15 protein-coding genes are annotated in these 20,594 nt (G+C 71.6%); 6 read left to right on the plus strand and 9 right to left on the minus strand.

Features of this window, described 5'->3' with window-relative positions:
- Positions 1–106: 106 nt before the first annotated feature.
- Together mctP and E1292_RS41545 are read right to left on the minus strand one after the other, a co-directional pair.
- A complete protein-coding gene (gene mctP, locus E1292_RS41540) occupies positions 107–1,717 on the minus strand; it encodes a monocarboxylate uptake permease MctP (RefSeq protein ID WP_132604727.1) in 1,611 nt (536 codons plus the stop codon).
- Positions 1,714–1,923 carry a DUF3311 domain-containing protein gene (locus tag E1292_RS41545; protein ID WP_132604729.1) on the minus strand — a complete coding sequence of 70 codons (210 nt, stop codon included), beginning with the start codon at positions 1,921–1,923 and terminating at the stop codon, positions 1,714–1,716. Before E1292_RS41545 ends, mctP begins: the two co-directional genes overlap by 4 nt.
- Positions 1,924–2,229: 306 nt before the next feature.
- Here E1292_RS41545 and E1292_RS41550 point away from each other — a divergent pair, with 306 nt between their 5' ends.
- Positions 2,230–3,132 carry an SDR family oxidoreductase gene (locus tag E1292_RS41550; protein WP_132604731.1) on the plus strand — a complete coding sequence of 301 codons (903 nt, stop codon included), beginning with the start codon at positions 2,230–2,232 and terminating at the stop codon, positions 3,130–3,132.
- A gap of 3 nt (positions 3,133–3,135) precedes the next feature.
- On the opposite strand, the gene E1292_RS41555 is transcribed toward E1292_RS41550, so the two are convergent.
- The 5 genes from E1292_RS41555 to E1292_RS41575 all read right to left on the minus strand — a co-directional run bounded on the left by E1292_RS41555 (position 3,136) and on the right by E1292_RS41575 (position 11,423).
- Positions 3,136–4,080, minus strand: a complete 945-nt coding sequence (locus tag E1292_RS41555) for a helix-turn-helix transcriptional regulator (RefSeq protein ID WP_181958382.1) — start codon at positions 4,078–4,080, stop codon at positions 3,136–3,138.
- A complete protein-coding gene (locus tag E1292_RS41560) occupies positions 4,062–5,642 on the minus strand; it encodes a CocE/NonD family hydrolase (RefSeq protein WP_181958383.1) in 1,581 nt (526 codons plus the stop codon). Before E1292_RS41560 ends, E1292_RS41555 begins: the two co-directional genes overlap by 19 nt.
- Before the next feature lie 101 nt (positions 5,643–5,743).
- Positions 5,744–9,250 (minus strand): NIDO-like domain-containing protein, encoded by a 3,507-nt coding sequence (locus tag E1292_RS41565; protein ID WP_132604733.1) that lies wholly within the window; start codon positions 9,248–9,250, stop codon positions 5,744–5,746.
- Positions 9,251–9,468: 218 nt separating this feature from the next.
- Positions 9,469–10,077: a TetR/AcrR family transcriptional regulator gene (locus E1292_RS41570; protein WP_132604735.1), complete on the minus strand. Its 609-nt coding sequence runs from the start codon at positions 10,075–10,077 to the stop codon at positions 9,469–9,471.
- 152 nt (positions 10,078–10,229) lie between these two features.
- Positions 10,230–11,423 carry a cytochrome P450 gene (locus E1292_RS41575; protein ID WP_132604737.1) on the minus strand — a complete coding sequence of 398 codons (1,194 nt, stop codon included), beginning with the start codon at positions 11,421–11,423 and terminating at the stop codon, positions 10,230–10,232.
- Positions 11,424–11,689: 266 nt separating this feature from the next.
- Here E1292_RS41575 and E1292_RS41580 point away from each other — a divergent pair, with 266 nt between their 5' ends.
- From E1292_RS41580 to E1292_RS55265, 4 genes are all read left to right on the plus strand, one after another.
- Complete coding sequence (locus E1292_RS41580; RefSeq protein ID WP_132604739.1) at positions 11,690–13,828, plus strand: anthranilate synthase component I; 2,139 nt, start codon at positions 11,690–11,692, stop codon at positions 13,826–13,828.
- 41 nt (positions 13,829–13,869) lie between these two features.
- On the plus strand, positions 13,870–15,027 hold the full coding sequence (locus tag E1292_RS41585) for an amidohydrolase family protein (RefSeq protein ID WP_132604741.1): 1,158 nt from the start codon (positions 13,870–13,872) through the stop codon (positions 15,025–15,027).
- Positions 15,028–15,207: 180 nt separating this feature from the next.
- Complete coding sequence (locus E1292_RS41590) at positions 15,208–17,847, plus strand: M4 family metallopeptidase (RefSeq protein ID WP_132604743.1); 2,640 nt, start codon at positions 15,208–15,210, stop codon at positions 17,845–17,847.
- A gap of 207 nt (positions 17,848–18,054) precedes the next feature.
- A complete protein-coding gene (locus E1292_RS55265; RefSeq protein ID WP_281284136.1) occupies positions 18,055–18,183 on the plus strand; it encodes a hypothetical protein in 129 nt (42 codons plus the stop codon).
- A 60-nt stretch (positions 18,184–18,243) separates the two neighbouring features.
- On the opposite strand, the gene E1292_RS41595 is transcribed toward E1292_RS55265, so the two are convergent.
- Positions 18,244–18,552 carry a ubiquitin family protein gene (locus E1292_RS41595; RefSeq protein ID WP_201761224.1) on the minus strand — a complete coding sequence of 103 codons (309 nt, stop codon included), beginning with the start codon at positions 18,550–18,552 and terminating at the stop codon, positions 18,244–18,246.
- Positions 18,553–18,555: 3 nt separating this feature from the next.
- Complete coding sequence (locus tag E1292_RS41600) at positions 18,556–19,635, minus strand: WD40/YVTN/BNR-like repeat-containing protein (protein WP_132604745.1); 1,080 nt, start codon at positions 19,633–19,635, stop codon at positions 18,556–18,558.
- 152 nt (positions 19,636–19,787) lie between these two features.
- Between E1292_RS41600 and E1292_RS41605 the strand changes: the two genes are divergently transcribed.
- Positions 19,788–20,579 carry a helix-turn-helix domain-containing protein gene (locus E1292_RS41605; RefSeq protein WP_132604747.1) on the plus strand — a complete coding sequence of 264 codons (792 nt, stop codon included), beginning with the start codon at positions 19,788–19,790 and terminating at the stop codon, positions 20,577–20,579.
- The last annotated feature ends 15 nt before the right edge of the window (positions 20,580–20,594 follow it).

Here is a 20,594-nt window from a genome sequence, read left to right on the forward strand (position 1 = left end):
CGCCCGGCCCCGGACACGGGACCGGGCCTCGGGGCGCACCCGGCTCCGGACATGGACCGGCCCGCCCCCCGCAGGCGATGGGGGGGCGGGCCGTGACGCCGTCGCGTCAGTGGGAACCGGTCAGGTCCAGGTCCTTGACCTTCGGCTCGCCCTCGTCGGCGAAGTAGTCGTCGCGCCTGGTCGCGTCGTCGCCGTCGGCCACCTTCGCGGCGCGGAACAGCAGCGTGCCGAGCACCGCCACCACGAGGTTGACGATCAGCGCCAGGAACCCGGCGTAGACCGTCATCTTGGTGTCGAAGCCCAGGTTCGACAGCCCGAACGCCGAGCCGCCGAAGTGCGCCTTGCCGCTGGCCGGGTTGGGGATCAGGTAGAGCATCCACATGCCCGCCGCCAGGCCGGCCGCCCAGCCCGCGATCAGGCCGCCCTTGTGGAACCAGCGGGTGTAGAGCCCCAGCGCCACCGACGGCAGCGTCTGCAGGATGACCACGCCGCCGATGAGCTGCAGGTCGATCGAGAACTGCGGGTCGAGCAGCAGGATGCACAGCACCGCGCCCACCTTGACCACCAGCGACACGATCTTGGAGACCTTGGCCTCCTGGGAGTCGGTGGCGTTCTTGTTCACGTATTCGCGGTAGATGTTGCGGGTGAACAGGTTCGCCGCCGCGATCGACATGATCGCCGCGGGGACGAGCGCGCCGATGCCGACGGCGGCGTACGCGACGCCCGCGAACCAGTCGGGGAACATCTGGTCGAACAGCACCGGCACGATGGTGTTCGCGTCGGCCTTGCCGTTCTCGCCGACGACCGGCTTGGTGCCCGCCGCGATCGCCATGAACCCGAGCAGCGCGATCAGGCCCAGCACGAAGCTGTAGGCGGGCAGCGCCGACATGTTCCGTTTGATGACGTTGCGGTTCTTCGAGGCCAGCACGCCGGTGAGGCTGTGCGGGTAGAGGAACAGCGCCAGCGCCGAGCCGAACGCCAGCGTCACGTACTGGAGCTGGTTGCCGGCGTTGAGGATGTAGCCGTCACCCTGCGCCGGCGTGGCCTCGAACTTGGCCTTGGCCGCGTCGAAGATGGAGTCCCAGCCGCCCAGCCGCGACGGGATGTAGATGACCGCGGCCAGGATCACGATGTAGATGAGCGCGTCCTTCACGAACGCGATCAGCGCGGGCGCGCGCAGCCCCGACTGGTACGTGTACGCCGCCAGGATCGCGAACGCGATGATGATCGGCAGGTGGCCGGTGATGCCCATGGCCTTGAGCACCGCCTCGATGCCCACGAGCTGCAGCGCGATGTACGGCATCGTGGCCACGAGACCGGTGATCGCGACGGCCAGTGCCAGCGTCGGCGAGCCGAACCTGGCCCGTACGAAGTCGGCCGGCGTGACGAACCCGTGCACGTGCGAGACCGACCACATCCGCGCCAGCACCAGGAACACCAGAGGATAGACGACCACCGTGTACGGCAGCGCGTAGAAGCCCAGGGCGCCGGCGCTGAACACCAGCGCGGGCACCGCCACGAAGGTGTAGGCGGTGTAGAGGTCGCCGCCGACCAGGAACCAGGTGATCCATGAGCCGAAGCTGCGCCCGCCGAGGCCCCATTCCTTGAGGCTGGCCAGGTCGTCGGGCCGCCGCCAGCGCGAGGCGACGAATCCCATCCCGCTGACGAGGACGAACAGCAGTGTGAAGACGACCAGCTCGGTCACGTGCCCGCTCATTTGGTCATCCTGTAGACGATGGTGGTGCACGTGACGCCCACCACGATGAAGGCGAGCTGGAGCCAGTAGAAGAGCGGGAAGCCCAGCACGCGGGGCTCGTCGGCGTTGAACAGGAACGTCAGCAGCGGCAGCACGATCGGCACGACGAGCAGCCAGTTCCATGGGCTGCGGTCAGTGCGTGGTTGCCCGGGTTCCCCGGTAGTCATCGACCCTCCGATGAATGGATCGGAGCCGCTTGTGACAGGCTCCTGACGAATGGTCAGCAGAGGGAGAGTAACTTTGCGGGGATATGTAACCCAACGTCCGGAATATTACGGTTTGGCCTAAATATCGGCGGGGCTCCCGGCATCTGGGACGCCCGGGCACGGGAAGGTCACGTCGCCCGTACCGACCCTAGTGACAGGTGCGCCGCGACCGGGAGACCCGAGCGCTGAGCGGTCGTTCCGTTGCGTTGAACGGTTCGCCGGAAAACATGACAAGAGACGTCCTCTTTTCGCGCGACGATCGGCCGCATGATTGTCATAGTGGCGGGGGCGACCCGCGGAACAGGACGAGGCATGGCGGTCGAGCTGGGCGCGGCCGGGGCGACGGTGTACTGCACGGGCAGGAGCACCCGCGCCGGGCGCTCCGAGATGGACCGCCCGGAGACCATCGAGGAGACGGCCGAGCTGGTGACCGCGGCCGGCGGAACGGGCATCCCCGTCCAGACCGACTTCCTGGTGCCCGAGCAGGTGGCGGCGCTGGCCGCGCGGGTCGAACGCGACCACGGCCGGCTCGACGTGCTGGTCAACGACGTGTGGGGCGGCGACCACCTGTGGGAGTGGGACACGCCCGTCTGGAAGCACGACCTGGACAAGGGGTTGCGCCTGCTCAGGCTGGCCATCGACACCCACATCATCAGCGCCAGGCACCTGTTCCCGCTGCTCGTCAGGAACGAGGGCGGGCTCGTGGTGGAGGTCACCGACGGCACCCGGGCCTACAACGAGACCCACTACCGGGAGAACGTCTACTACGACCTGGCCAAGTGGTCGGTGAACCGGCTGGCGTTCGCCTGGTCCACCGAACTTCGCCCGTACGGCGGCACGGCCGTGGTGGTCACGCCGGGTTTCCTGCGCTCGGAGGCGATGCTCGAGCACTACGGCGTCACCGAGGACACCTGGCGGGAGGCGACGATGGAGAGCGATCACCAGCGCGCCTGGATGGTCTCCGAGACGCCCGCCTACATCGGCAGAGGCGTGGCCGCGCTCGCCCAGGACCCGGACAAGGCGCGCTGGTCGGGCCGATCTGTGGAGAGCGGCGAGCTGGCCGACGCGTACGGCGTCACCGACGTGGACGGCAGCCGCCCCCAGGTGTGGCGCTACATCACCGAGGTCCTCGACAAGGGCGGCGGCGCCGGCTGGGAGGCCTACCGCTGACGCTCAGCGGCCATACAACTCCGCCATGCGGGCGGCGGCGTCGGCGAGCATCGCGCGCAGCTCCGGCGGGTCGAGCACCTCCGCCTCCGGCCCGAACCGCAGCACCTGCGAGTACGCCACCTGCGTCGACTCCACCGCCAGCCGCACGGTGCCGTCGGGCTGGAGCGAGGCGAGCGCGTCGTCGACCGCGGCCGGGTCGGCGACGTGCCGCAACATCCGCACCCCGCGCTCGGTGAGCCGCAGCGTGATCACGTCCCTGAGCAGCGAGCGGCTGAACTCCGCCGACCGGCCGGACCAGAAGGCGGCCAGATCGAAGTCCGGGTCACGGTCGAAGGGCTCGGCCAGCTCGGTCACCTCGCCGAACCGGTGCACCCGGAAGATGAGGAACCGGGTCGCGCGCCGGGCGGCCAGATACCAGGTCCCCGCCTTGAGCACCAGCCCGTACGGCTCCAGCGTGCGGGCGGCGCCCTTGTAGACGGCGCGGACGCGGCGGTCGCTCCACACGGCCCTGGCCAGCGGCCCCAGCGCGGCCGGCGGCGGGTCGTCGCCGGCGAACCAGCCGGGCGCGTCCAGGTGGAAACGTTGCGCGGCGACCACCGGGGCGTCGCGCAGGGCGGGGGAGAGGGCGGCCGCGGCCTTCAGCCGGGCCGTGGCCGCGACCTCCGCCAGCCCCATCTCCCGCAGCGCCCCCGGCACGCCCGACAGGAACAGCGCCTCCGCCTCCGCCCTGTCCAGCCCCGTCAGCCGCGTACGGTAGCCGTCGAGCAGCCGGTAGCCGCCGCCCCGCCCCCGGTCGGCGTAGACGGGCACGCCCGCCTCCGACAGCGCGAGCACGTCCCGGTGCACGGTCCGCTCCGAGACCTCCAGCTCGGCGGCCAGCTCGGCCGCCGTCATCCCGCCCCGGCCCTGCAGCAGCAGGACCAGCGACATCAACCGTGAGGCGCGCACAGCGGCAACACCACGGCGGAGGGATGCTCGGGGGAGTGGAACACCTCGACGTCGGCGGGCACCATCGCGCCGCCCGCGGCGAGCGGGTGACCCGTGCCGGTGTTGCGGGCGATCGTCGGGTACGCCCCGGCCGCCACGTGCAGCCTGATCCGGTGCTCGCGCCCGAAACGATGCGCGATCGGCCACAGGTCCACCTCCACCCTGCGCACGCCGTCGCCCTCGCCCGGCCCCAGGCGGCGCACGCCCTCGCACACGTTGATCGAACGCCCGTCCGGGTGCACGTCGCACACCCGCACGACGACGTCCACGTACGGGGTGCTCGACCGTACGAACAGCTCCGCGCGGACCGGGCCGATCATCTCGACCGCCTCCCTCAGCGCCGGCGAGCTGTAGACCAGCACGTCGCGGCGCTGCTCCAGCCGCCGCTGGTCGCGCGGCCTCGAGTCGCCGAGCAGCACGGGCCCGCCGATCACCGGTGTCGGGTGGGCGGGGTGGTAGCGGAAACGATCGGGCTCGGCCTCGCGCGGGCTCTCCACCCCGAGGCCGAACCCGTGCTGCAGGTGCCAGCGCTGCTCCCGCATCCCGGGGACCGGCCAGTCGGAGTGGTCGCGCCACTGCCCGGCACCCGTCACGTAGATCCGCACCGGGTCGGGGCGCAGCCTCGAGTAGTCGCCGAGCAGGTGCGCGCGGAACCAGGCCGTCGCCTCGGCCAGCGTGGGACGCCCGTGCCGGGCGTCGATGTGGTACCACGGCCCGATCGTCAGGTAGGGCCGCCGTCCCGCCGCCCGCAGGGCCGCGTAGTCCTTGAGCTGCCAGGGGAGGAAGACGTCGTACCAGCCGCCCAGCATCGTGACCGCCGCCTCCACCTCGCCCACCTTGGGGGAGAAGTCACGCTTCTCCCAGTAGGGGACGTGCGGGTCCTCGTGGTGCGCGATCAGGTCCTGGTAGAAGCGGAGCGGCCGGCCGGCCGAGACCACGTCCAGTTCGGCCACCGGGCGGCCCGACAGGACCGCCCGGCGGGTGAGCCGGGGCGCGGTCAGCACCGAGGCGCCGCCGAACCGCCGCGACAGGCCGTCGGTGAGCGTCGTCCAGCTCAGCGCCGACTCCAGCGCGAACGCGCCGCCCACGTAGGCGGCGTCACGGAACTGGGAGGCGGTGATCTGCGTGGCCATGGCCTTCAGCTCCGGCCCGGCGTAGGGGGCGATCGCCCACTGCGTGTAACCCAGGTAGGAGGGGCCGAACATGGCGAACGAGCCGCCGTACCACGGCTGCTCGCGCAGCCACGCCACGGTGGCCAGGCCGTCGTCGTGCTCGTCGCCGAGCGGGTCGAGCAGGCCGCCGGAGCCGAAGCCGCCGCGGCAGCTCTGGATGACGACGTGGAAGCCCTGCCGGGCGAAACCACGGCCGTAGACCAGGCCGAGCCAGCCGCGCCGGCCGTACGGGGAGCGCATCAGGATGGCGGGGGCCCGCTCGCCCGAGGCAGGAGCGTAGTGGTCGGCCAGGAGCGTCACGCCGTCCGGCATCGGCACGGGAAGATCACGCTGGAGCCGCACACGTCTCATGTACTTACCAGTAACAGAAGCGGCCCCGGAGGTGGTACCCGGGGGTGGAAGCGCCCGCCCCGCACGCGGGGCGGGCGCCGGTTCTCAGGTGGGCGTCGCCGCTACGGGACCGCCTTGTCCGGACGCTCCGAGATGCGGACGGCGTTGACGAGCGTCGACCCCTCCCGCGTCGCGAAGCGCACGTTGAGCTGGCCGTCGGTGACCTTCACCGTGTACTGCCTGGACACGGCCGTGTACGTGCCCGCCTCCAGGGCAAGGTCGAGCGCCGGGATCGCGAGCTGGCCCTCGACGAGCACGTCGAAGACCCGCCGGCCCATCTGCATGTTGCGGATCTCGGCGAAGTCCAGCTCGACGGTGTACGTCCCCGCCGGCACGCCGTCGAAGCGGTACTCCAGCATGCCCTCCCTGGCCGTTCTGAACAGCGACTGTTCGCCGGTGCCGCGGATGGTCCTGGACGTGCTGCGCGTCCGGCTGTGGTCGGCGACGTAGCCGTGACCGCCCGCGACGTACTTCCTGTCCCGCGTCCAGACGTCACCGGCGTCGTCGGTCACGTTCCTGGAGCCGCCCACGTCGACCGCCACCTGGTGCTTGGGCACCACGACCGTCACCGCGACCTCGATGGTCGGCTGGCGGCCGCTGGCCGACTTCACGAGCAGCGTCCCCTCGCGTGCGGCGCCGGGCACGACGCCGTCGCTGGAGACCGTCACCTCCAGCTCCACCGACTGCCCCTTGGCCAGCTCGCCCTCCGCCGGCGTCACGGCGAACCACTCGCCGCCCGTCACCGTGTAGGGCGTGGGCGAGCCCAGGTTCGTCAGCTCCAGCGTCCGGGTGCGCGTGGCTCCGGCCGGCAGCACCACGGTCAGCTCGGCGGCCGACGCGCTCACCCGTCCCGTGACCAGCGCCGTGTCGATCGACGTCACCACCGTGGGCGCGACCGTCACCGGCTGGATGAACGTGCCGTAGTGCTCCTTGGACACCTCGACCTCGTAGTCGCCCGCCAGCAACTGGCCGTAGAACCGGCCGTCCTCGCCCGTGGTGAACGTGGCCACGTCGCCCACCTTCACCGTCGCCCCGGCCAGCGGCTCGCCGTCGTTGGCGTCGGTGACCGCCCCGGTGACCAGGCCGTGCCTGCCGGCCGTGAACGTCAGGGCCTGCCCCGTGGACAGCACCGTCTCCTGGTAGGAGTAGAGCAGCGCGTCGTCGCCCGCGGCGTTCTCCACGCCGACGGTGGCGCTGGCGCCCTGCTCGCGCTCGCTGTCCACGCCCTTGTACCGGAAGCCGATCGAGCCGTTCTCGCCCAGCAGCGCCGCGAACGACAGCCGCTGGTCCGTGTCGTTGTAGAAGGTGACGTTGCGCCACTCGATGACGAACGTGCGGTTGGGAGCGGTGCCCGTCACCGCCGTGTAGACCCCGCCCTGGTCGTCCACCTTGAGGTCGTCCCAGTACGGGTAGACGGCGTTGTTCGGGGTGCCCGAGGCCGGCAGCGTGCCGTTGCCGGCGGCGGTCACCCGGTCGGCGGCGAAGGTGGCGAACCCGTTCGTGGCGATCCAGGCCTTCGTGTGGCCGGTTCCGTAGAACGGGACCGCGAACGGCAGCGTCACCTGCTGGGCCTCGTCGTCGCCGGTCAGCGCCAGCTTCTCGGCGCCCGCCACGTACGCCTGAGCGCCGATCGCGCAGGTGTAGCCGAAGTTGTCGCCGCGCAGCGGCAGCTCGACGTCCTTGACCACGTCGCCGGCCACCGTCACCTCGGCCGTCGCGCCGCTGGAGCAGTGGGAGACGGGGGTGACGACCAGTTCGTGGTCGCCGTGCGGCAGCGTCAGGCTGTAGCGGCCCGACGCGTCGGTCACCGCGCTCACCGGCGTGCCGGTGGCCGCCACCGTCGCGCCGGCCTCCGGCGTGCCCGCCGTGGTGACCGTCCCGGACACCACGCCCGACGCCTTCTGGGTCATGGTCACGTCCGCGGTCGCCGTCTGCCCGGCGGTGACCGTCACGGCGGCGGTGGCCGTGTCGTAGCCGAACTTCCCGGCGCTGAGCTCGTAGTCGCCCGGCAGCAGGCGGGGGATGGCGTACGCGCCGTCCTCTCCGGTGGTCACGCTCCGGGTGATCGGCCCGGTCACCGTGATCGTCGCCCCGGCCACCGGCTCGCCGCCCGCGGTGACGGCGCCCTCGAGATCGCCGGTCTCCCCGGTGGGCGCGGCCTGCACGGCGGCGAAGGTGTCGAGCCTGCCCTCGCCCCACACGTTGTTGTCGGCGGCCGCGCCGCCGCAGCTGGTGTCGTCGACGTCCACGGCGGTGGTGTCCAGCAGCGGCCGGGTGGCCTCCACGTCACCCGCGAGGGCGGGCGCGGCCGACCAGATCAGCGCCACCGTGGCCGCCACGTGCGGGGAGGCCATCGACGTGCCGGTGTAGGTGTCGTAGGCGCCGCCGGGCGTCGAGGAGCGCACGTTGACGGCGGGCGCGGCGATGTTCGGCTTGATCTCCCCGTCCTCGCCCGCGCCCTTGCTCGAATTGCGGTACAGCGCGTTGTCGATGTCGAAGCCGCCCGCGCTGTAGCTCATGACGTACTGGCCGGGGGAGCCGGAGGTCTGGCAGGCGGGCCCCTCGTTGCCGTTGGCGAAGGCCGGGAAGATGCCCGCCGCGATCCACGCCTCGACGACCGGCTTGTACCACGGGTCGAACCCGTCGCCGCCCCACGAATTGTTCACGATGTCGGGCGCCAGGTCGGGGCGCGGGTTCTCGCCGTTCGCGTCGGTCGGGGCGAGCATCCACTGGCCGGCGGCGATCAGCGACGCGTCGCTGCAGAAGTTGGACTCGCAGCCCTTGGCCGCGATCCACCGGGCGCCCGGCGCGACGCCGATGCCGTTCGCGCCGACCATGGTGCCCATGGTGTGCGTGCCGTGGCCGTTGTTGTCGCACGGCGCGGGCGACGGGCAGACGCCGGCCGGGTCGAACCAGTTGTAGTCGTGGCTGAACGTGCCGTCCGCGTTCCTGCCCCGGTAGCTCGCGACCAGCTCGGGGTGGTCGAACTGGGCGCCGGAGTCGATGTGGGCGATGACGATGCCCTCGCCCCGGTTGCCCAGCTCGTTCCAGACGCGGGGGGCGTTGACCCGGTCGATGTTCCACTCGACCGCGTTCACCCTGGCCTCGGCCTTGCCGGGCGTGGGCTTGGGGATCGCGACGGTGCGGATCGGGTCAATACGGTCGACTTCCGGTAATTTGGCGATCTCGGCCGCGAGCTTCTCGTCCGCGGTGACCTGCACCGCGTTGACGATCCAGTACGGAGTGTACGCGGCGTGCTGGGAGTCCAGCAGCTTGCGTAAGCCCGCCTGGGACGTCGTGGCCTGTTCGGTCTTGGCCTTGAAGACCTGCTCGGCCTTCGCGTCCTTGGTCTCGGCCCGGCGGGCGCCGCTCAGGTCGGCGGATCCCTTCATCCGGACCCAGAAGGTGGCCTTGTCGTCCTGCGCCAGCCGCGTTCGGACGACAGTGTCGATCTTGATCGAGTTGATCTTTCCCGGATCGGGCGCCGCCTCGGCCGCCTGCGGGACGAGGAGGCCGGCGGCGGTGACGATCCCGGTCAGGATCGCACGCCAACGGGGGGTGTGGGGCACGCGCTCTCCTTAGGACAAAAGAAGTGATCTTTACGCCTCTGTGGAGAAGAGTGAAGAGCTCTTGTCCGGAAAGCAAGACTTGTCATGAAATGTTACTTTGCGAGAAGAAATGTAATCTAATCAGCTGAAATATCGCCATAGAGGCCACGTACCGGACCAGGTCCGTTCCGTTCTTCGCGCAGGTGGACGGGCGGTCGCCGCTCCTCGGGACGGCCGAGCTAGCCTTCCGCCCCCGCCGGGCGCCAGCCGAGCTGCCGCGCGATGCGCAGGAAGTAGGCCTTGATATCGGCGGCGCTCTCGTCGTCGGGATGGGTGCCCAGGTGGTGGAGCACGGCGCCGCTGAGCGCCTCCTGCACGGCGTCCAGATCGACGCCGGCCGGCAAGCGCCCGCTCTCGTGCGTGCGGAGCAGCAGCTCCCGGACCATCGCGGCCCGCCGCCCGCTGTTGACCTGGCGGTACGTCGTGGTCAGCTCCGGGTAGTCGTCACGGGCGCCGTAGACCCGGCGCAGCAGGCGGCGGTTGCGCGGCACCGCCAGATGGGCGGCCCACTCGTCGAACATGTGGTCGATGTCCCGCCAGCCGGTGAACGCCGGGTCGTGGTCGTGGTTGGCCCACTCCAGGGCCCGCACCAGCAGCGCGGTCTTGTCGGCGAAGCGGCGGTAGACCGTCGCCCTGGTCACCCCGGCCCGCCTGGCGACCTGCTCGATGCTGGTGTGCCTCGCGCCCTGCTCGATGAGCACGTCGAGCGCCGCGGTGAGGATGGCCAGGTCCGCCTCCTGGCTGCGCGGCCTGCCGGCCGGCCGCGGGGACGTCGTGCGGTCGGTCATGTCGGTCGCTCCTCGTCATCCGTTGCGGATCGCCGGCCCGCGGGAAACGGCGGCCCCGGGAGAGGCGGCCCCGGGAAAGGAGCCCTGGGAAAGGGGGCCCCGCCGGGCCAGGCGGCCCGCAGGAGTCTAGTGAGAGGTGCCGCGCCGGTCGCTCAGCCCAGGTCCCAGGTGACCGGGAGGCGGTGGACGCCGTAGATGAGCATGTCGGTGCGGAGCGGCACCTCGTCCGGCTCGACGGCGAGCCGCAGCGACGGGAACCGCGCGAACAACGCCGGGTAGGCCGCCTGCATCTCCACCCGCGCCAGCTGCTGGCCGAGGCACTGGTGCACGCCGTGGCCGAAGGCGACGTGGCCGCCGCTCGGCCGGAGCAGGTCGAGGGTGTCGGGGTCGGGGAAGCGGCCGGGGTCGCGGTTGGCGGCCGGGATCGAGATGGTGACCGACTGCCCGGCCCGCACCAGCTCGCCGCCGAGCTCGACGTCCTCCAGCGCGGTGCGTACGAGGAAGGGGATGATGCTGAGGTAGCGCAGCAGCTCTTCCACGATCTGGTCGATCCGGTCCGGCTCCGCGCGCAGGACGGCGAGCTGCCCGGGGTGGCGCATCAGCGCGAAGGCGCCCAGCGCGATCATGTTGGCGGTGGTGTCCAGCCCGGCGCCCAGCAGCATGAAGCCGATGTTGGTCAGCTCTTCGTCGGTGAGGTCGCTCCTGGTCAGTCCGCTGAGCATGTCGTCGGTGGGTTTGGCCCGCTTGGCCAGGACCAGCTCCTTCATGTGCGCCTGCAGGGCGAGGAAGGTGGCGATCCGCTCCTCGCGCGGGAGGTCCATCTGCGTCATCCTGCCGCCCTGGGCCTGGAAGCGCTCGCTCTCCTCCTCCGGCACGCCGAGCAGCTCGCCGATCACCAGCGCCGGGATCGGCATCGCGAACGTCTCCACCAGGTCGGCGGGCGGCCCCTGCCGCTTCATGGCGTCCAGGTGAGCCGTGGTGATCTCCTCGATGCGCTCGGTGAGCCGGCGCATCCTGCGCACGGTGAACTCGCCGGCCAGCAGGTGGCGGTAGCGCGTGTGGACGGGCGGGTCGGTCGAGATGAACATCCCGGGAGGCGCGGCCTGGGCGGGCCCCTGGCCGGGCTCCTCGACGGGGTGGTGCCGCAGCTCCGACCTGGCGCTGAAGCGCTTGTCGGCCAGCACGTCGCGGGCCAGCGCGTGGCCGGTCACCAGCCAGCCGCGGTGCCCGTCGGGGTAGGCGAGCGGGCTGATGGGCCGGGTCTCGCGCAGCCTGGACAGGTCCTCGGGCGGATCGAAGGGCGTGGGGCGCACGGTGGGCATCGTGATCGCTTCGGTCTCGGTCATCCGGGTCTCCTCTCGACCGGTAGATTAAAATACAGTACAGCTCTGTATTTATAGTGGCGAGAGCGAGCGGAGGCGGGCGGGTCGCGTTGCGCGATCATGGTGAGGGGGCTAACCTGTCCCCATGCGAAAGCACGCTCAGCTCCAGTGGTGGCGCCGCTTCTAGGCGGCGCGTGTTTCGCATTCCTCAAAGGACGGCCGCCCCGGATGGCGGCCTTTCTCGTGTCCGCCCCCGGGGCTCATCATGTTGACGTGATAAGGGGCAGCAAGTGGAGACGAGCGGATATACCACCGCGGGGGGCATCGTCGTCGAGCGCGAGACGCGCGAGGTGGACGAGGCGGCGCTCGAAGAGATCGTGACGGCTCTCGGGGAGAGACGCGGGGGAGCCTTCTCCTCGGGCATGGACTATCCGGGCCGCTACAGCCGCTGGGCGTTCGGCTACGTCGATCCCTGCCTGGAACTGGTCGCCAAGGGCCGCAACATCGCGGCGATCGCGCTCAACGAGCGCGGCAGGGTCGTGCTGCCCGCCGTCGCCTCCTGCCTGCTGGCCGCGGGCAAGCCCGTCAGCGAGCCCACGGCCGACCGCGTCGAGGTGCACGTGGCCGAGCCCGGCAGCGATCCCGGAGATCTGCTGCCGGAGGAGATGCGCAGCCGGCGGCCCACCGTGTTCACCGCGATCCGCGAGGTCATCGCCGCCTTCAAGGGCGACGATCCCCACCTCGGCCTCTACGGCGCCTTCGGCTACGACCTGGCCTTCCAGTTCGAGCCGATCCGGCAGGAGCTCGTCCGCCCCGACGACCAGCGCGACCTCGTGCTGCACCTGCCCGACCGGCTCGTCGTGATCGACCGGCAGCGCGAGACCAGCCTCGAGTTCCGCTACGAGTTCACCGTCGACGGCGCCACCACCCGCGGCCTCGACAGGACGGGCGCCACCGCGGCCCCGGTCGCCCCCGCCCAGGTGCCGCCCGACCCGGAGAAGGGCGAATACGCCAAGGTCGTCGCCGCCGCCAAGGAGAAGTTCAAGCGCGGCGACCTGTTCGAGGTCGTGCCCGGCCAGGTCTTCCACGCCACCTGCGCCGACCCGTCCGCCTTCTACCGCGGCCTTCGCCAGAGCAACCCGGCCCCCTACGAGTTCATCATCAGCCTCGGCGAGGGCGAGCATCTCGTCGGCGCCTCGCCCGAGATGTACGTCAGGGTGAGCGGCGACCGCGTCGAGACCTGCCCCATCTCCGGCACCATCGCCCGCGGCAGCAACCCGGTCGAGGACGCCGAGGCCATCCGCACCCTCCTGTCCAGCGTCAAGGAGGAGTCGGAGCTGACCATGTGCACCGACGTCGACCGCAACGACAAGTCGCGCATCTGCGTGCCCGGCTCGGTCAAGGTCATCGGCCGCCGCCAGATCGAGCTCTACTCCCGCCTGATCCACACCGTCGACCACATCGAGGGCCGGCTGCGTCCCGAGTTCGACGCGCTCGACGCCTTCCTCACCCACATGTGGGCCGTCACGGTCACCGGCGCCCCCAAGACGTGGGCCATGCAGTTCATCGAGGACCACGAGGCCACCACCCGCCGGTGGTACGGCGGCGCCATCGGCGTCATCGGCTTCGACGGCTCCATGAACACCGGCCTGACCCTGCGCACCGCCCAGATCAAGAACGGCGTGGCCACCGTGCGGGCCGGCGCCACGCTGCTGTTCGACTCCGACCCCGAGGCCGAGGAGCGCGAGACCGAGCTGAAGGCCAGCGCCCTGCTCGGCGCCCTGGCCGCGGTCGGCCGGACCGGCGTGGCGGTCGCCGCCGAGACCAGGGAGCAGCCGGGCCACGGCATGAAGGTGCTGCTCGTCGACCACGAGGACTCCTTCGTCAACACCCTGGCCGACTATTTCCGCCAGGAGGGCGCCGTCGTGACGACGTTGCGCCACGGCTTCCCGCCCCACATGCTCGACGAGATCGCCCCCGACCTGGTGGTGCTCTCGCCCGGCCCCGGCTGGCCGACCGACTTCGGCATGTCGGCGCTGCTCGACCAGGTCTACGCCCGTGACCTGCCGGTCTTCGGCGTCTGTCTCGGCCTGCAGGCGATGGTCGAGCACGCCGGCGGCACGCTGGAGCTGCTCGACTACCCCGAGCACGGCAAGCGCGGCCGGGTCGCGCGGCTCGGGGACGGCGCGCTGCTGGAGGGGCTGCCCGAGGAGTTCACCGCGGCCCGCTACCACTCGCTGCACGCCAAGCGGCCCGGCGTCGTCGGCTTCACGCCGACCGCGCTCACGCCCGACGGCAACGTCATGGCCATCGAGGACACCGAGCGGCGGCGTTTCGCCGTGCAGTTCCACCCCGAGTCGATCCTGACCCAGGAGGGCGGCGCGGGCGCGAAGGTCATCGCCAACGTGCTGCGTCTCTGCCGTAGGTAAAACGCCCGCGGGAGCGTGCGGGGCTCCCCTAGAGTTCCCGCATGCTCCCCGCAGACCTGCCCGGCACGGTGCGCGACGCGCTGCTCGCCCCGCTCGTCGACCATCACTGTCACGGGGTGCGGCGGGACGACCTGACCAGAGCCGAGTTCGAGCTGCTGATCAACGAGGGCGGCAGCCCGGCGCCGCCCGGCACCACCCACTTCGACACGCCGTTCGGCGCGGCGGTGCGCCGCTGGTGCGCGCCGCTGCTCGACCTCGAACCGCACGCGCCGCCCGCCGTCTACCTCGCCCGCCGCGCCGAGCTGGGCGCGGGCGAGGTCAACAGGCGGCTCCTGGCGGCGGCCGGCGTGGTGGCCTTCCTGGTGGACACCGAGCCGGCCGGCGCCTGGGAGGACGGCGAGCTGCTGTCGGCCACCGAGATGGGCCGCCACGGCGGCGCCGCGGCCGACGAGCTCGTACGGATCGAGGCCGTCGAGCGCGACGTGGCCGGGACGGCGCAGATCTCCGTCGACTACCTCGACGACCTCGGCGAGGAGCTGACCGCCAGGGCCGCCAGGGCGGTCGGGTTCACGACGGTCATCGGGTCGCGCCACGGCCTCGACTTCGACCCGTCCCGGCCCAGCAGGGGCTCGGTGATCGCGGCGGTCAACCGGCGGCTGTCCGAGCCCAAGGAGCCGCTGACGGACCCCGTCCTGCTGCGCCACCTGCTGTGGATCGCGATCGACGTGGCCAGGGAGCGGGGGCTGCCCGTGCAGTTCCACACCGGCTTCAGCGGATCCGGGCCCGACCTGCACCGCAGCGACCCGGCCAGGCTGGGCGCCCTGGTCAGGGCGCTGCAACCGGCCGCCGTGCCGGTGATCCTGCTGCACTGCTACCCGTTCCACCGCCAGGCCGCCTACCTGGCCGGCCTCTACCCGCACGTCTACGTGGACGTCGGGCTCGCGCTCCCGCACACCGCCGCCGCCTCGGCCAGGGTCGTGGAGGAGCTGCTGGAGCTGGCCCCGTTCCACAAGCAGGTGTTCGGCTCCGGTTGCCACGCCGTGGCCGAGACCGGCTACCTGGGCGCGCTCTCCTACCGGCGGGCGATGGGCGCGGCGCTCAGGGCCAGGCTCGGCTCGGGGGAGTGGAGCGTCGCGGACGCGGCCAGGATCGCGCACATGATCGGCTCGGGGAACGCCCGCCGGATCTACCGGCTGTGACGTGGGGTTCCGAGGGACGCGGCGAACGGCAATCAAGATCACGCCCCTTCGACCAAACATGTATGGGCCATGTATGAAATAAGAGACATTTCCGGATTTATCGAATTGTGATTTGTCTCGCTGTCAAATCCGCTGTGATGATCAGGGCGCCGGAACCGCTTCGCCACACCAGGAGGTGTCGTGTCCTGGCGTCCCCTCACCCTTGTCGCCACCGCGTTATGCCTGGCGCTGTCCATGGCCGCGACCGCGTCGGCCGACGACCCCCCGCAGCCCGAGATCGACACCAGGGCGGGAACGCGGGCTCCCGCCGAGGTCCGCGGGCTGTCCGAGCCCGCCCGGGCGGGTGACCCGGTGGCGGCGGCCAAGGCGCACTTGTCCGACCCCCGCTACCACCTCGACCCGGCGGACCTGCGGCACCTGCGGACCGTCGTCGACGGCCAGGACGAGACCGTCAGGTTCGCCCAGAGCCACCGTGGCCTGCCTGTCTTCGGCGGCCAGTACCTCGTGCACCTCCGCACCGACGGCGACCAGCGAGAGATCACGGGCGCGGGCGGACGTTTCCACACCGAGCTCGACGTGGACCCCGAACCCACGATCACCGCACAGACGGCCGCCGGGTTGGCCCGCGCCCGTCTCATCACCGACCGCAGGGCCCGCGCCGCCACGAGGGCCGTGCCGGGCGAGCTGGTCGTGATGCCGCCGGGCAAGGGCGTGCTCGCCTGGCACGTCACGCTCACCGGCGCGGACCCGGTCAGGAAACGGCCCGTCCTGCGCGACGCGTACGTGGACGCCCACTCGGGACGGCCCCTGTTCGCGATCGACCGGCTGCACATGGAGGGGCCGGTCGTGGGCGGCGGGCGCACCGCCCACGGCGAGAGCGTCGAGCTCCACGCCTACCAGCGCGCCGACGGCCGCCACGAGCTGCGCGACAGGTCCCGTCCCATGTGGAACGGGACCACCGGTGAACTCCTCACCTACGACGCGGCGGGCGCCGACGTCCAGGGCCTCCTCAACCCCGGCGTACCGCCCGGCACCAAGCTCGCCGAGTCGCCCACCCCGGCCTTCGGCCCCGAGCACGCCGAGAGCGGCGCGGTGGACGCCCACTGGGGCGCGGGCAAGGTGTACGAGTACTACAAGGCGCTCGGCCGCGAGGGGCTCGACGGCGCGGGCGGCACCATGCACTCCGTCGTCAACGTCACCTATATGGGCGCGCCCTTCGCCAACGCCCTCTGGGACGGCACCAAGATGATCTACGGTGGCGGCGGCCCCGACTACCACTCCTTCGCCGCCGGCCTCGACGTCGTCGGGCACGAGATGACCCACGGCGTGATCACCCACAGCGCCGACCTGGTCTACCTGGGACAGTCCGGCGCGCTGAACGAGGGCCTGGCCGACTACTTCGGCAATGCCATCCAGGTCGACGCGCTCGGCATCGCGATGAGCGACCCGGAGGCCGGCCTGCTCGGCGATGCCCTGTGCAAGAACCTGCCGCCCGCCGAGTGCGCCGTCCGCGACCTCGGCGACGGCAGGAACGCCGTCAAGGACTACGTCGGCCTGACCCTCCGCCAGGACGGCGGCGGCGTGCACTTCAACTCCACGATCTTCTCCGGAGCCCTCTGGGACGTCAGGAAGAAGCTCGGCGCCGGGTTCGACAAGGTCGTCTACAAGGCGCTCACCGAGTACATGACGCCGCTGGACGACTTCACCGACGGCCGCCGCGCGGTCGAGTCGGCGGCCCGCGCCAAAGGGCTGTCCGCGCGCGACCGGCACACGATCGGGCGGGCCTTCGACCGGCACGGCATCAGGCCCGGCTGGGAGCGGCGCATCCGTACCGACTCCGAGGTCGTGATCGACGGGCTCACCGACGCCTTCGACCCGCCCGCCCTGGCCGGCGACAGGTACGTCGTGACGAACTCCACCCCCGACGCCGCCGGCCCCACCATGGTCGTCACCGGCCGCCTGCGCGGCGGCAGGCCGGCCGTCCTGTCCGACGACGGCCGGTGGAACTGGCTGCCCGCGACCGACGGCGAGCGCGCCGTCTGGGCGTCGTACGACGCCGAGGCGAACAGCTTCCAGATCCGCGCCCGCCCCCTCGACGCGAGCACGCCGTCCACGGTGCTGCACGACAGTTCCCACAACGTGCTCTCCCTCGCCGTCTCCGGTGACGCCGTGGCCTGGTCGGCCCTGGACCCGGACACGGGAGAGGCCGAACTCTGGGTGAAACGGGGCGCCGCCGACCCGGTCAGGCTCACCGCCGAGGAGGGCGTGGAGGGCTACCAGCCGTCGGCCACCGGCGGCCGGCTCGCCTACGTACGGGTCTGGTACGAGGGAACGCTGGACCACAGCACCCCCGTCGTCCACGACCTGGTCACCGGCCGGGAGACCGTGATCCCGGAGGCGCCCTCCACGGGCCCGGCCCCGTCCGTCTCGGGGGTCCCCGCACTGACCTCCCGGCACCTGCTCTGGCTCGTCGACGCCGACCGCGACGGGCGCGCGGGCATCATGCGCGCCGGCGCGGACGGCACCGGCGTGACGCCGATCGTGCCCGACGGGCCGCGGGCGCCGCAGGCCTTCTACCTGGACGCCAACGACAAGCTGGCCACCGTCGCCCACTATCCGGGCGCCTTCGACCTGGTGAACGAGAACCTGCCCAAGCTCCTGCAGATCCCCGTGGAGGGCGGTGAACCGGTGCGTTATTCCTGCAACCGGGGAGAGCAGTCCGTGTTCGCCTCCGGCGAGGGGACCCGCGTCCTGTGGCTCGACGGCACCGCCGGCGACACGGACCTGGTCACCCGCTCCAGGCCGGCGCGCCGCTGCTGACCTGGCCCGGCGCCCGTCGTCCCCCTCTCGGTGGTACGGCGGGTGCCGGGTCGCGGGCCCCGCGAAGAGGAGTCCGGCCGGTACTGTCTCCTGGTCCCCGTCTCCTGGTCCCCGTCTCCTGGTCCCCGTCTCCTGGTCCCCGTCTCCTGGTCCCCGTCTCCTGGTCCCCGTCTCCTGGCGTCCCGGCGCCCGACCGCAAGCCGCCCGATGACCTTCCTGTCGCTACGCGCCGGGCGTGACGGCTCCGCGTTCCCCTCGTTCCCCTCGTTCCCGCAGCGCGGGATCGAGATGGCCGCCGAGAAGATGGAGGAGTTGTGGCGGGGCTCATGCCCCTGACCCGCGCGGCCTTCGAGGCCGAGGGCCGCGGCTGCCCGTGAGCGCCCGCCGGTGCCGGGCTCAGGCCAGGGCGGGCAGCACATAGACCTCGGCGCCCGGCGGCAGCGCGCAGTCGAGGCTGCCCAGCCCGCGGGCGTTCTCGCCGCACACGATCATGCTGATGTGCCTGCGGATGCGGCCGTACTCGTCGCGCAGCCGCTCCTCCAGCAGCGGATGCGTGCGCCGGAGCATGTCGAGGGCCGAACCCAGGGTGGGCGGCGAGTCGCGGTCGGCGCCGACCGCGAAGACCTTGACCTCCTGCATCCCGCTCACCCACCTGCGCAGCGAGCTGGGCAGCACGAACACGACCAACATCACCGGTCTGCTCATCGGCTAGAGCACCGCCGCGCGCACGGTGAGCACGTCGGGCAGGTGCCGGCCGACCAGCGACCAGGTCTCGCCGTCGTCGCGCGAGCAGTGGACCTCGCCGTCGCGCGTGCCGAAGAACACCCCCGCCTCCGACGCGGTCATCGCGTCACGCAGCACGGTCGCGTGAACCGGCCCCTCCGGCAGGCCCGCGGAGAAGGGCTGCCACGTCTCGCCGGCGTCGTCGCTGCGGAAGACGCGGTAGCGGTGGCCGACGGGCGTGCGGTCCATGTCGGCCGTGAGCGGCAGCACGAAGATCGTGTCGGGCCGCGACGGATGGGCCACGATCGGGAACCCGAAGTCGGACGGCAGCGCCGAGCCGATGTCGTGCCAGCTGCCGCCGAAGTCGTCGCTGCGATAGACGCCGAAGTGGTGCTGCAGATAGAGCCGGTCCGGCCTGGCCGCGTCGGCGGTCACCTTGTGCACGCACTGCCCGAACTCGGGGAACTGCCTGCCCTCCGGCATGAACGGGGCGCGGATGTTCTGGTTGGTCGCCTCCCATGACAGGCCGCCGTCGGACGTGCGGTAGAAGCCGCCGGTCGAGACGGCCACCCCCATGACCGCCGGGTCGGCGGGGTGGTTGACGATCGTGTGCAGGCACAGCCCGCCGCCGCCCGGCTCCCACAGCGGGCGGTGGGGGTGCTCCCACAGGCCCTCGACGAGCCGGTAGGTGACCCCGCGATCCTCCGAGCGGAACAGCGCGCCCGGCTCGACGCCCGCCCACACCACGCCGGGCTCGGAGGGCGAGGGCGCGAGCTGCCACACCCGGGTGAGCGTGGCGCCGGTCTTCTCGGGGAAGGCGATGGGCGGCTGCTCCGCCTCCTGCCAGGTCTGCCCGAGGTCATCCGAATACATGACGGACGGACCGAAGTGGCCGTATTCGACGCCGGCCAGCAGCCGGGGGGCGCCGCCGCGCGTGTCGATGGCCACCGAGGGCACCGCGATCGTGGAGAACTGGATCGGCTGGATCTCGAACGGGCCACCGCCCGCCGAGCGGGCCAGGAACAGGCCCTTGCGGGTGCCGATCGCGAGCACTGCGTCACTCATGACACGCTCCCAAGTTCGCTTTGCGGCCATCGTGCCACGCGCCACCGACAGTTACCGAAGTCTGGGAGATTCCCGTCGCTCCTCTCCGGTCCGTTCGCGCATGACCTGGGACGTAATCGTCGCCCTTCCCTCCAAGCGCTAACGTTCCGGATATGGGAGCGATAGCCGTACATGAGGAGTCTTTTGGTGAGTTGTTGCGGTCGTGGCGGCAGCGGCGGCGAGTGAGCCAACTCGACCTCGCCATCGAGGCCGGCGTCTCCGCCCGCCACATCAGCTTCCTGGAGACCGGGCGCGCCCGGCCCAGCCGCGAGATGGTGCTGAAACTGGCCGAGGAGCTGGAGGTGCCGCTGCGGCACCGCAACAGGCTGCTGGTGTCCGCGGGGTTCGCACCGATCTACCCCGAACGCGCGGTCCGGGCTCCGGAGATGCACCTCGTACGGCAGGCGCTGGACAGGATCCTGGCCGGGCACGAGCCGTATCCGGCGCTCGTGGTGGACGCCGCCTGGACCCTGGTGGCGGCCAACAAGGCGGCCGGGGTGTTCATGGAGGGAGTGCCCGCGGAGCTGCTGTCGGAGCCGGTCAACGTGATGCGGTTGTCGCTGCACCCGGACGCTATGGGCGGGCGGCTGCTCAACCTGGCCGAGGTGCGGGCCCACCTGCTGCACCGGCTGCGCAGGCAGGCCGAGACGTCCGGCGACGGGCGCCTGGCCGAGCTCCACGACGAGCTGGCCTCCTACACCTATCCGGGCGTGGACCTGAACGTGGCGCACGTGCCGGGGCCGGGCGACATCCTGCTGCCGCTCCGCATCGCCGCCGGTGACCGGGTGCTGTCGATGTTCACCACGATCGCGACTTTCGGCACGCCGATGGACGTGACGGTCTCTGAGCTGGCCATCGAGACGTTCTGGCCCGCCGACGAGGAAACCGCCGCCACCTTCCGCTGACCCTGTCTCTTATAC

Source organism: Nonomuraea deserti, from assembly GCF_004348685.1.
Lineage (GTDB): Bacteria > Actinomycetota > Actinomycetes > Streptosporangiales > Streptosporangiaceae > Nonomuraea > Nonomuraea deserti.